Here is a 12,629-nt window from a genome sequence, read left to right as displayed (position 1 = left end):
AATACAATAACAGGACAAATAAATCAAACTTCGCATTATTGATTCAACGAAGTTTGACCTTTGTCTAATGATGGGCTATTACTCTCAAGAGGGGAGTTTAAAGCTCTGACCAATCTATCTGTTATTAACTTAATCAAACAGCCTTGCAAAATGGTTTTCCAGGTGGTTGCGCATGCCATTACGGAGCATTTCTGCCGATCCCTTTTCAATCAGATCAATAAGTCCAGCGTGCGAAACGAACTTTTTAAGCTTTACAGGCTTTTTCAATAAACCGCTTTGATGTACATAATCAAACACAGGTAATAACATCTTTTGAAACTTGCGGAGTGTTTCATTACCGGTGATATCATAAAGCTTCCCGTGAAAGCGGATCTCCTGTTCTACATCAAAAATAGCCGCCTGAGAAGCTGAGGGTTCTACCGAAACAATAGCCCGGAGCTCGGCGATATCCTCGGGTTTCACCCGTTCAATAATAAAATCGGCCATTCCTATTTCCAGTGCCAGCCGCATTTCAAAAATTTCTTTCAGCGTAGCCTTATCGAGGATCTCCGGGTTCATGCTTTTTTCAAGAATAGAAACCAGGTCGGGGCTGGTGAGGACAGCGCCGCGTTTTTTCTTTGAATCTATCAAGCCCATCAGCCTTAACCTCAGCAGGGCCTCCCTGATCACGGTTCTGCTTACGCCAAGTGCGTCGGCCAATTCCAGTTCCTTGGGAATGGGGTCGCCAACCTTAAACTTTTTTTCAACAAACAGTTCAACCAGGTTCTTTTCCACCCGGTCTACCAGCGAACTGGTATCAATGTTTTTTATGCTTTGAATAAGGCCGTTGCTTTTCATTTTTCTTTCATTGCAAACATACAAATCAGCCGTAAAAAATACCCCAATTCATTTAGTGTATTTGAAACACCCAGTAAATCAGCCTGAAAATATTTTGCCGGATTGATTTGCAAAATTAAAAATAAAACTTCATAATTGCATTATGTCATACATAATGCAAAATAATCGATAAAATATGAACCAAAGTTTTACCCTAAAAAAAGGTCTGCTGACCATGATGAGCTTATTGCTTTTTATGGTTGTTCAGGCGCAAACAAAAAAGATCAGCGGAAAGGTAACCGCCGATGACGATCATAGCTCGCTGCCGGGCGTGAGTGTAACCATTAAAGGAACAACCCAAGGCGGCCCAACACAGGCCGATGGTACCTACGCTATCCAGGCATCGCCAAACGATGTATTGGTTTTCCGTTTTATGGGATACGGAACACAGGAAATTACAGTAGGGCAGCAAACAACAATCAACGTAGCGCTTAAGCCCGATAACAAAGCCCTTAACGAGGTGGTAGTAGTAGGTTACGGTACGCAATCGCGCAAAAGCGTTACCAGCGCCATTGCCACTTTAGATAATAAAATATTGGCGACTGCGCCAAGGGCAAATATCGGCAGTGCGCTGCAGGGAACCGTTTCAGGTTTACAGGTAGTTAATAGTAGTGGCGCTCCCGGTGCAACTCCGCTGATTGTGCTGAGGGGTGGCGCATCTATTAATAGTCCGGGTGCCCCGTTAGTGGTGGTTGATGGGGTTATCCGGGCTTATAATGATATTCCGGCAGATGATATCGCCTCAATTGACCTGTTGAAAGATGCAGCTTCGACAGCTATTTATGGTGCGCGTGCCAATAACGGGGTAATATTAATTACCACAAAACAAGGTAAAAACGGCACTGCGCAGGTCACTTACAAATTCACCGAGGGCTTTAACCGCCAGCGCCAGGGTTATAACTATATGAATGCCGGCGACTATATATACTATAACCGCTTAGGTAACATCAACTCGGGCCGCACGCTTGCGCAGATCAACGCTACCCGCGGATATGGTTTATTGACCGATGCCGCAAACCTCGCATCCTTCGATATCCGTGCCGAAACAGCTGCAAACCAAAACCTGCTATCCCAGGGCTGGCAGGACATCGACGATCCTGCCAATCCCGGCAGTAAGATCATCTATAAAGATCATAGCAAAGAAGTTGAAAACGTTTTATTCAGAAATACCCGTACACAGGATCATTACCTGAGTGCAATAGGAGGTAACGATAAAGGTAAATACTTTGCCAGTTTGGATTATTATAATGAGGACGGAGTTATAGTAGGCTCTAACTATAACCGCTATTCCGGCGATTTCAATGGCTCATACAAAGTAAAACCCAATGTGGAGGTATCAACCGGTGTAACCCTTTCAACCTCATCTCAATTGGGTGCTCCTGCCGGTGATGTGAACTCGCTGTACCGCACCTTAGCTTTATGGCCAACTTTCAACCCATGGCTGGATGCGGCTAAAACACAGCCTAACCCGGGCAATAGTATCAGCGACGGTAACCCGCTATACTGGCTGGGTAAACTTAAACGTAGCAACGAGGTTGACAGGATTGTAGCTAATGCTGCTGTTAAGTGGGATATTATGCCGGGCTTGTTTTTCAAGGTATCGGGCAGTGGCTACCTGAACCAGCAAATTAACCAGTCGTTTCAGCAGGCTACGCAAACTTATGCTACTTTGTTTGCCAACCCGCCATCATACAGCAGCACCAGCAGGGAATCTATTGCAGGTTATTCCCGTAACTTTCAGCAAACCTATAATGCTATCCTGAACTATACCAAATCATTCGGCAAGCATGACCTGAGCGCGATGATAGGTGCCGAGTATTACGATCAGAAAGCGCTCGGGATCCAGGTAGATGGTACCAATGCGCCTACCGATAATATCTCCACAGCAAATGCTTCTACTTTATTTGCCGTTGGCGGAAATTACAGTAACCAGGCCGAAAACCGGATAATTTCAACCTTTACCCGTATCAACTACGCGTATGACAGCAAATACCTGCTCACCTTTGTATTGAGGGAAGACGGTGTTTCGCAGTTGGCGCCAGGCAACCGGATCGGTTATTTCCCAGGCGTATCTGCAGGCTGGAATGTTGGCCGCGAAGCATTTTTTGAAAAATGGGGACTTAATAAAGTATTCTCAACTTTTAAACCACGCGCAAGTTATGGCTCAAACGGTAATATCGCTGGCTTAGGCAACTATGATGTGCAGGGTGTTTATGCCGCCCAAACATTATACAACGGGCAGGGCAGTTTCCTGAATACAGGTTTAACCAATGCTAATTTAAGGTGGGAAAAAAGCCGAACTACAGATGTTGGTGCAGATATCGGTTTCTTTAAAGACAGGGTGAGTTTCCTATTTGATTATTATAACCGCATCACCAGCGACCTGTTAACAAGTTTGCCATTGCCGAGCTATACCGGTTTTTCAAGTATCCAAACTAACCTGGGTACACTTCAAAATAAAGGCTACGAGTTTACCGTAAAGGCCAACATAGTTAACAACCCAAATGGTTTGAGGGTTGATATAGGTGCGACCGCTTCATTTGTGAAAAACAAAGTGTTAAAGCTGCCATATAACGGCAACGTAAATAACAGGCAGGGAGGTTTGCAGGTTTATGATCCAAAATCGGGCAAAGTTATTTGGGTAGGCGGTATCCAGGAAGGGCAGCCATTGGGTCAGATCTATGGTTACAAACAGGTATCTATATTTAAAGACGCTGCTGATGTTGCGGCTAACGCGGGCAACCGTGTAGATAATGTTGCAGGCATTACCGGCCCTAACCAGGCAGCAGGCAAAGGTGGGCACATTACCCCGGGCGATGTGAACTGGCAGGACGTAGACAAAAACGATACGATTGATTCGCGCGACCAGGTTTATCTTGGTAACATCTACCCTAAATGGACAGGAGGTTTCAACTTCAACCTATCATACAAAGCATTCTCGTTTTACTCGCGGTTTGAATATACCTTAGGTAACACCATTTATAACGACCTTGTTGCGCGTACTTTGGGTAACTATCAAGGTACTTTTAACTATATCGACCTGCAAAAACAGGCCTGGTCGCCAACCAACACCAATACCAATATACCAAAGGTTTACTATGCCGATCAGGTGGTTGGTTCTAAACAAAACTACACGCGGGGCAATAACGCCAGTGCGGTGCTGAATGGTAACAACTCCAATTTTTACGAGAGCGGGAATTATTTGGCCTGCCGTGAAATAACGTTGTCATATGATTTTGCTAAGCCCCTGCTGGATAAAACAAAGATATTCTCCAAAATGCGATTGTTTGCCAGTGGCAGTAACCTGTTCTATATCAAAAAGTTCAGCGGGCCGACACCTGAAGCTCCGGTGTCCAACGGATCGCTGACAGGTATTTACCAGGGCACGTATCCAACCCCTAAATCATTTGTAGTAGGTGTTCAGGCATCATTCTAACCTTTAAATATTTCGAAATGAAAAAATATACTTCAGTCATCTTTGCAGGATTATTCATCCTGGCATTGTCAAGCTCGTGCCGGAAGCAACTGGACCTGGCACCTGTGAGCAGCGTTACCGACGGTAATTTCTGGAAAACAGCCGACCAGTTCGATTCATTTGTAGCTGGCGTACATACGCAGTTCAGGTCTAACAATGCAGCCTTTCAAACGCTTGGCGAAATGCGCGCGGATATCTTCGCTACAGACCCAGGCACCAATGGCACCTTTACAGGCGAAGCCACCCAGGGACTTGAACGCTTGTGGACACAAAATCTTAATCTGGATAATCCTGGTGTAAGCAGTTTCGGTGGGTTTTACAACAATATCAACCAGCTCAATTTGCTGATCAGCAAGCTGAACAGTACCGATATCGTAACCGCAGCAAATAAGAATTACTATTTGGGCATTGCGTACGGGATGCGTGCTTTTTACTATTACCAATTGTACCGCAGCTGGGGCAATGTGATCATTCAAACCGAACCTACATCTGGTTCTACGCTTGATATTTCCAACCTGGCTAAGGCAGCTTCGCCTGCGGCAGATGTATTGGCGCTCATTAAAGCGGATATTGATAAGTCGACTGCAAGTTTCGGGACAGATTATTCCTTCAGGAACCTGAAATCGTACTGGTCAAAATCGGCCACGCTGATGCTTAAAGCCGATGTTTATTTATGGACGGCCCACCGCGGTAATGCCGCTGCAGATGCAGCTACCGCAAAAGCAGCGTTGACCGATATCCAAACCAATGTTCCTGCCCTGCAGTTGTTGCCTAAATACAGCGACGTATTTGCTACAACAACCAAAGGCAATAATGAGATGATATTCGTAAGCCATTACCAGTTTAATGAAGCTACCATGTCATTTGTACAAAGCAGTTTTGTACCACAAAGCGGTCTGATCGCCAACTTTTACGATTCATTAGCTAACCGCCAGTTTTCGCCTACAATTGATAATTGGGGAGGTCTGCTCAGGGCACCTGTAAGAATAGCTGCTTTCAGGGCTTTTAACGATAAGGACAGCCGCAAGCTGGCCAGCATACAACCCGCTTATCAAAAATTAGCCGATGGTACATTTAAAATTGCCGGATGTTTTACTGATAAATACCAGGGTGAGCAAAACGCAGGAGCAAGGTTGATCACCAATGATTTCCCCATCTATCGGTATGCAGACTTGCTGCTCATGCTGGCTGAAGCTAAAGTAGTGTTAGGCGAATCGCCGGCAACGGAGATTAACCAGGTAAGGGTACGGGCTTACGGTTCAAACTATGATGCATCCACACAGGGATTCCCTAACCAAGCAATAGACGCCAATCCAACAGAAGCCATTTTGCAGGAGCGTTTCTTTGAGTTCGTATTTGAAGGCAAACGATGGTATGACCTGCGCAGGGCTGGCGACAGCTTTGTGTATGAACACACCACGTTACCATCATCGCAGGCATACGCGCTGTTTTGGCCGGTTGACCGTACCACGTTAACCAACAACAGGTTACTGGTACAAACCGCGGGTTACGCATCTTTTTAACAAGTTTTTATTTAACCGGGAGCATGATCTCCCGGTTATTGCTCATTTATATATAATTACATGAAAATCGAACATCTACAGGGATTGATCAGCGCACCTTTTTCTCCTTTAAATGCAAAGGGCGAACTGGATCTGAGCATTGTACCGGCCTACTATGCTTTTCTGAAGCATAACGGCATCACCGGCGCATTTATCAACGGCTCAACAGGCGAAGGGGTATCCTTAACACTAAACGAAAAAAAGTTGGTAGCCGAAGCCTGGGCCAAAGCATCCAACCATGATCCTGATTTTAAGGTGATGCCACTTTTAGGCGGAACCTGCCTGGCCGATTGTATAGATCTGGCTAAACATGCACAGGAAATAGGTTTGTATGCAATTTCATTGACATCTGCTTTTTACTTTAAACCGGCCAATGTAAATAAACTGGCCGAAAGCTGTATGGCAGTAGCATCCGCAGTACCTAACATGCCTTTTTACTATTATCATATCCCGGTTTTAACCGGAGGCAATTTTGCTATGCTTGATTTGCTGAAAGCCCTGGATGGTAAGCTGGATAACTTTGCCGGCATTAAATATACCCATGAGGATTTTATGGATTTTCAAAGCTGTATCAACTTTCAAAACGGGAAATATGATATGCTTTGGGGTAGGGATGAAAATATGCTTTCGGCACTTGCTGTGGGGAGTAAAGGCGCGGTAGGCAGCACCTTTAATTACGCAGCGCCATTATATCATGAACTTATTGAGGCTTTTAACAGTAATGATTTGAGCAGGGCTCAACAACTTCAGCAAAAATCAATTGATATGATTCGCCTGCTGGGCAAATACGGTGGAATTGCCACAGGCAAGGCTTATATGAAGTTAGTTGGTGTGGATTGCGGAGAATTTAGGCTCCCGGTTGCTAATATGACAGCAGAACAGTTTGAAAACTTTAAATTAGATGTTTCTGAACTGGGCTTCGATCATTTCAAATCAGTTGCGCCCGCTGCTAACCTGTAATAATGAAATTTATAATCTACTTACTTTTAATGACAGGCAGCATCGCATTGGCGGGCCATACCATGGCCCAGGATAAGGATTTAGAAAAAATAAGCTGGTCTGTACCCACGCAGATCCCTCCGGCCCCCGGAACAGATAAGCAATTAGGCCTGGCGGGTGTTTTTACAGGCACCAGTAACGGTGTTTTGATCATAGCCGGAGGATCCAACTTTGCAGATGGCGCTATGCCCTGGCAGGGAGGCAAAAAGCTGCACTATGATGATGTGTATGTTTTGGAAAAGGGTGCGAATGGCAAATTCAATTGGCTCAGGGCTAAAACAAATCATCTGCCGCGCAAAATAGCTTACGGAGCAAGTACAACTATTCCTGAAGGTGTTGTTTGTGCCGGAGGTGAAACCGAAACAAGCTCTGGCAGCACCGCTGTTTTTTTAATGAACTGGGATGCTGAGAAAAAGGATGTGGTTATTGCCGATTTTCCGTCCTTGCCTTTGCCTTTGGCCAACGCCTGCATGACCAGTGTTGGAAAGATGATCTATTTAATTGGAGGCGAAAGTGAAGGGAAGCCATCCGCTAAATGTTTTACGCTTAACCTGGCCGATCAAAAACCGCGATGGAAGTCTATAACAGATTTGCCGGTGGCTATGTCACATTCGGTTGCCGTTACGCAATCAAACGGGAAACACCCCTGCATTTATGTCATAGGCGGCCGGAGCAGTACTGCATCAGGTATAAGCGATTTGCATGGTTACACTTTTTGTTACGACCCTACAGATAACCAATGGACAGGGCTGAGTAATATTATTGAGGGAAAACGCCCGATCAATATCTCGGCAGCAACCGCGGTAGCTGCCGGTACGCGTCATATTGTGTTAATTGGTGGCGATAAAGGAACCATCTTTCATAAGATAGAAACTTACAATGCGCTTATAGCGAGGGCTAAAACGGAGGAAGAAAAGCAGAGTCTGCAGCAACAAAAGCTAACGCTGCTAAATAATCATCCTGGTTTTAGCCGGGACGTTTACCGATTTAATACCCTTAGCAACCTTTGGGAAAAGATTGGCCATTTACCATTTTACGGACAGGTAACTACCACGGCAGTATTGTGGAATGATGAGATCTTTATTCCGGGAGGGGAAATTAAACCCGGCACCCGGACATCGGCAATAAGTATGGGAAAATTGAATAGCAGATGAAAGAAGGAAAAAATTATCCCTGGCTTGTGGTTGCCCTGTTATGGGTAGTGGCTTTGCTCAATTACATGGACAGGCAAATGCTCTCGGTTATGAAACCGGCCATGGAAATAGATATAGCAGAACTTAAATCAGCAACCAACTTTGGCTACCTGATGGCGGTATTCCTTTGGATCTACGGCTTGATGAGCCCCGTTTCAGGACTTATCGCCGATAGGTTGAACCGCAAATGGTTAATTGTTTGGAGCTTGTTTGTTTGGTCGGGCGTTACGTTTGCCATGGGGTATGCCACGACGTTTAATCAGCTTTATATTCTGCGTGCTATTATGGGCATTAGTGAGGCTTTGTATATTCCAGCCGGGCTATCGCTGATAGCTGATTTTCATACGGCCAAATCGAGGTCGCTTGCCGTGGGTGTACACATGACGGGTTTATATGTGGGGCAGGCGTTGGGCGGTTTTGGTGCTACAGCCGCGGCCGCTTTTTCGTGGCAGGCTACCTTTCAGTCGTTTGGAGTTGTTGGCATGGTGTACTCGGTGATACTGATACTTTTTTTGAAAGAGAAAGATAAAACCGGCGATATAATCATAGCTGAGGGGCAATCCTCAAAACAGGGCAATAATTTGTTTAAAGGATTGGCCGCTTTAATAAGCAACAAGGCTTTCTGGGCTATCCTGTTTTATTTTGCTGTTTCCAGTCTGCCGGGTTGGGCTACCAAAAACTGGCTGCCTACGCTGTTCGCTCAAAACCTCCATATTGATATGGCGACTGCCGGGCCGCTCTCTACCATCACCATAGCTGTTTCCTCATTTATAGGGGTGATCATGGGCGGGCTTTTATCCGACAAGTGGGTGCAGGGAAATAAAAAGGGGAGGGTATTTACCAGTGCTATTGGCCTGGCTCTTACCATTCCTGCGCTCTTGCTCATGGGGTATGGCCATTCACTGATATACGTTTTGGGGGCCGGGATCTGCTTCGGGTTAGGCTATGGCATGTTTGATGCCAATAATATGCCTATCCTGTGCCAGTTTGTTTCGGCGAAGTACCGGGCAACGGCCTATGGCATTATGAATATGACAGGCGTGTTTTTTGGCGCGTTCATAACGGATAGTTTGGGCAAATCATCGGATGCCGGGAGCCTCGGGGCCGACTTTGCCATGCTGGCGGCTGTAGTGCTGGTTGCCCTTGCAGTGCAGCTATATTTCCTGCGACCGGCACGTGACGAGTATGCCGATGCCTGATTTATTCCATTCCTAAAATTTAGCAGATGAAATTTAAGAACAAGTATTATCTATTACTGCTGTTTGCTTTATTGATTGGGGTAAAACAGTTATATGCCCAAACGGGGGGTATTAAAATAGCTTGCATTGGTAATTCGGTTACCTACGGTTATGGCCTGGCTAATCCCGCACAGGAGAGCTACCCTGCCCAACTGCAGAAACTGCTGGGGAATCAATACCAGGTTTTAAACTTTGGGCATAGCGGCGCTACTTTGCTGAAAAGCGGGCATAATCCATATTATAAAACGCCGGAGTTTAAAGAATTGATAGATGCTAAGCCGGATGTAGCTATTATTCATCTCGGGTTGAACGATACCGACTCGAGAGATTGGCCCGATTACAGGCAAAATTTTGAAGCAGACTATGCCTGGTTGATTGATACCATCAGGAAGGCCAATCCGCATGTACACATCTTGATCTGCCGGTTAACCCCCATCTTCAGCGGGCATCCGAGATTCAAATCAGGTACCAGGGATTGGTACTGGCAAACTCAAAACCTGATCCCCTTGATCGCGAAAGCTAATCATGCTGATCTAATCGATTTTAACAAACCGCTTTATAACCGGCCGGATCTTTTTGCCGATAATTTGCACCCGGATAAAGAAGGTGCTTCGATATTGGCGGGGACTGTTTACCGCAGGCTTACCGGAAATTATGGTGGCCTGAAGTTACCCGCCGTATTTACCGATCAAATGGTATTACAGCGCGACCGCCCCATCCCGGTATATGGCACGGCTAATGCCGGTGATGAAGTCACCGTTAAGTTCAAAGGTGCCGTCACTAAAGCAAAGACCAATGAAAATGGCGAATGGAAAGTAATGCTGCCTGCATCAAAAGCAGGCGGGCCTTTTCAAATGAAGGTGAGCGCTAAGGATACCAGTATTACCCTCAGCAATATTTTAATGGGAGATGTTTGGCTTTGTGCAGGGCAATCTAACATGTATTTCCCGCTAAACCGATCGGCAGAGGCAAATACTGCTATGCGGACTGCATCTGCGAATACAAAACTGCATCTATATAAACTTAGTCCGCTGGCCGAAACTGACCCGGTGGTTTGGGATTCCGTAAGCTTATCTAAAGCGAATAAACTGGATTTTTTCTCAGGTTCATGGAAAGCATGTGACAGCAGCTCCGTAGCAGGCTTTTCGGCAGTGGCGTACTATTTTGGTCAAAAGATATCGAGAGAAGCCGGTGTTCCTATCGGCCTTATTGAAGTGGCGGTTGGAGGTTCACCAACCGAGTCATGGATAGACCGGTATACGATGGAGCATGACGATCAACTGGTTGATATGCTGAATAACTGGCGCACCTCCGATTATGAAATGGCTTTTTGCCGGGATCGGGCGGCCATCAACCTCAAAAATGCCGTCAACCCAAAGCAGCGCCACAGCTATGAGCCATGTTACAATTATGAAGCAGCCATTGATCCGCTTACCCGATTCCCGGTAAGGGGTGTGGTATGGTATCAGGGCGAAAGCAATACCCATAACGTTGAATTGTACAGTCGTTTGTTTACAACATTGGTAAGCAGCTGGCGGCAAAAATGGGGAGCTGATCTGCCTTTCTATACAGTACAGCTCTCTACCATCAACCGGCCTTCGTGGCCGGTTTTCAGGGATGCCCAGCGCAAACTGCAAAAAAGCATTCCCAATACGCAAATGGCCGTAAGTTTCGACCTCGGCGATTCATTGAACGTGCACCCAACCCGCAAAAAGGAAATAGGAGAACGGCTGGCCTTGCTGGCAGCGCGTTATACCTATCACCAGCCTGTTAAAGCCAACAGTCCCGAACCATTAACGGCTACCAAACAAGCCAATCAGATTGTGATATCCTTTGACTTTGCTACACAACTAAAAACAGCAGGTAATAAAGCTTTGAATGGTTTTGAGCTGATCAATACTAAAGGGCAAAGTATTTTCACAACTGGTACCATCAAAGGAAACAAAGTATGCCTCTTAATTCCTGCCAGTGAAAATATCAGGGGGATTAACTACGCCATGCAGCCATTTACCAGGGCTAATTTAATTAACGAAGCGGGGCTGCCCGCTCCAACTTTTACCATGCTGCTGCATGAGAAGGAAAACGTGTTTTATTAAAATCTACAACAATGAGTTATTCTGATACCGACTTACATACCTTAAAAACATTTTACGAGCATCAATTGCTGCAGGATACCATACCTTTTTGGTTTCCCCGCTCTGTTGATGAGCAATATGGCGGCTACCTGCTCATGCGCGACCAGGACGGCAGCCTGATAGATGATGACAAAGCCGTTTGGATCCAGGGTAGGGCAGCCTGGCTGCTGGCAATTTTATATAACACCGTTGAACCTAAACAGCAATGGCTGGACGGCTCGCGTTCAGGTATTAACTTTTTGCTTGACCATTGTTTTGATACCGACGGGCAAATGTTTTTCCACGTAACCCGCGATGGCAGCCCGATCCGCAAACGGCGGTACTTTTTTTCTGAAACATTCGCGGTTATCGCCATGGCGGCTTATGCCAAAGCATCGGGCGATGAGGTCATCGCTCAAAAGGCGAGGGACTTATTTGGTAAATGTATTGAGTATGCCACTGTACCCGGTTTGTTTCCTCCTAAATTTACATCCATCCGCCCCTCAAAAGGCATTGGTGTGCCCATGATCATGATCAATACGGCCCAGCAATTGCGCGAAACCATAGGCGATGAACGCTGCGACGTGTACATCGAAAAATGGATCAAAGAAATTGAAACCGATTTTGTAAAGCACGATATCAAATGTGTAATGGAACAAGTTGCACCTGACGGAAGTATTATTGACCATATTGACGGCCGCACGCTAAACCCCGGTCACGCGATGGAAGGTGCCTGGTTTATTTTGCATGAAGCCAAATACCGTAATAACGATGCGCACCTGATTGAACTTGGCTGCACCATGCTGGATTACATGTGGGAACGCGGATGGGACAAAGAACATGGCGGTATTTTATACTACCGCGATGTTTATGATAAACCGGTGCAGGAATACTGGCAGGATATGAAATTCTGGTGGCCGCACAACGAGGTTATTATAGCTACGCTGCTGGCCTATACGCTCACCGGTAACGAAAAATATGCCCGCTGGCACAAAATGGTGCATGATTATGCTTATGACAAATTTCACGACCCGGTAAACGGCGAGTGGTTCGGCTACCTGCACAAAGATGGGAGCCGGGCCCAAACGGCTAAAGGCAATTTGTTTAAAGGGCCTTTCCATTTACCCCGCCAGGAATGGTATTGTATGCAATTATTAAAACAACTGAAATAA

8 protein-coding genes are annotated in these 12,629 nt (G+C 45.9%); 7 read left to right on the top strand and 1 reads right to left on the bottom strand.

Features of this window, described 5'->3' with window-relative positions; genetic code table 11:
- Positions 1-129 precede the first annotated feature (129 nt).
- Positions 130-837 carry a FadR/GntR family transcriptional regulator gene (locus tag BMX50_RS13765; protein ID WP_091211079.1) on the bottom strand — a complete coding sequence of 236 codons (708 nt, stop codon included), beginning with the start codon at positions 835-837 and terminating at the stop codon, positions 130-132.
- A gap of 175 nt (positions 838-1,012) precedes the next feature.
- Between BMX50_RS13765 and BMX50_RS13760 the strand changes: the two genes are divergently transcribed.
- The 7 genes from BMX50_RS13760 to BMX50_RS13730 are packed head-to-tail and all read left to right on the top strand — an operon-like array spanning position 1,013 to position 12,629.
- On the top strand, positions 1,013-4,312 hold the full coding sequence (locus tag BMX50_RS13760; protein ID WP_244280978.1) for a SusC/RagA family TonB-linked outer membrane protein: 3,300 nt from the start codon (positions 1,013-1,015) through the stop codon (positions 4,310-4,312).
- A 17-nt stretch (positions 4,313-4,329) separates the two neighbouring features.
- Positions 4,330-5,874, top strand: a complete 1,545-nt coding sequence (gene nanU / locus BMX50_RS13755) for a SusD family outer membrane lipoprotein NanU (protein ID WP_091211078.1) — start codon at positions 4,330-4,332, stop codon at positions 5,872-5,874.
- 60 nt (positions 5,875-5,934) lie between these two features.
- Entirely contained in the window at positions 5,935-6,873 is a 939-nt protein-coding gene (locus BMX50_RS13750) for a dihydrodipicolinate synthase family protein (RefSeq protein WP_091211077.1), read from the top strand.
- Positions 6,874-6,875: 2 nt separating this feature from the next.
- Complete coding sequence (locus BMX50_RS13745) at positions 6,876-8,066, top strand: Kelch repeat-containing protein (protein ID WP_143065175.1); 1,191 nt, start codon at positions 6,876-6,878, stop codon at positions 8,064-8,066.
- Positions 8,063-9,304, top strand: a complete 1,242-nt coding sequence (locus BMX50_RS13740; RefSeq protein ID WP_091211075.1) for an MFS transporter — start codon at positions 8,063-8,065, stop codon at positions 9,302-9,304. Before BMX50_RS13745 ends, BMX50_RS13740 begins: the two co-directional genes overlap by 4 nt.
- A gap of 26 nt (positions 9,305-9,330) precedes the next feature.
- Positions 9,331-11,439: a GDSL-type esterase/lipase family protein gene (locus tag BMX50_RS13735; RefSeq protein ID WP_091211074.1), complete on the top strand. Its 2,109-nt coding sequence runs from the start codon at positions 9,331-9,333 to the stop codon at positions 11,437-11,439.
- A gap of 11 nt (positions 11,440-11,450) precedes the next feature.
- Positions 11,451-12,629, top strand: coding sequence for an AGE family epimerase/isomerase (locus BMX50_RS13730; protein ID WP_091211073.1), 1,179 nt, complete (start codon positions 11,451-11,453; stop codon positions 12,627-12,629).

This window comes from Mucilaginibacter gossypiicola (genome assembly GCF_900110105.1).
GTDB classification, from domain to species: domain Bacteria; phylum Bacteroidota; class Bacteroidia; order Sphingobacteriales; family Sphingobacteriaceae; genus Mucilaginibacter; species Mucilaginibacter gossypiicola.
The sequence above is the reverse complement of the archived record's forward strand: the minus strand, read 5'-3'. Positions and strand labels throughout refer to the sequence as shown.

What these genes read in the sequence shown, in the direction of transcription:
- BMX50_RS13730 (WP_091211073.1), top strand. Translation starts at nt 11,451, where the DNA reads ATGAGTTATTCTGATACCGACTTACATACCTTAAAAACATTTTACGAG.
- BMX50_RS13760 (WP_244280978.1), top strand. Translation starts at nt 1,013, where the DNA reads ATGAACCAAAGTTTTACCCTAAAAAAAGGTCTGCTGACCATGATGAGC.
- BMX50_RS13745 (WP_143065175.1), top strand. Translation starts at nt 6,876, where the DNA reads ATGAAATTTATAATCTACTTACTTTTAATGACAGGCAGCATCGCATTG.
- BMX50_RS13750 (WP_091211077.1), top strand. Translation starts at nt 5,935, where the DNA reads ATGAAAATCGAACATCTACAGGGATTGATCAGCGCACCTTTTTCTCCT.
- BMX50_RS13740 (WP_091211075.1), top strand. Translation starts at nt 8,063, where the DNA reads ATGAAAGAAGGAAAAAATTATCCCTGGCTTGTGGTTGCCCTGTTATGG.
- nanU (WP_091211078.1), top strand. Translation starts at nt 4,330, where the DNA reads ATGAAAAAATATACTTCAGTCATCTTTGCAGGATTATTCATCCTGGCA.
- BMX50_RS13735 (WP_091211074.1), top strand. Translation starts at nt 9,331, where the DNA reads ATGAAATTTAAGAACAAGTATTATCTATTACTGCTGTTTGCTTTATTG.
- BMX50_RS13765 (WP_091211079.1), bottom strand. Translation starts at nt 837, where the DNA reads ATGAAAAGCAACGGCCTTATTCAAAGCATAAAAAACATTGATACCAGT.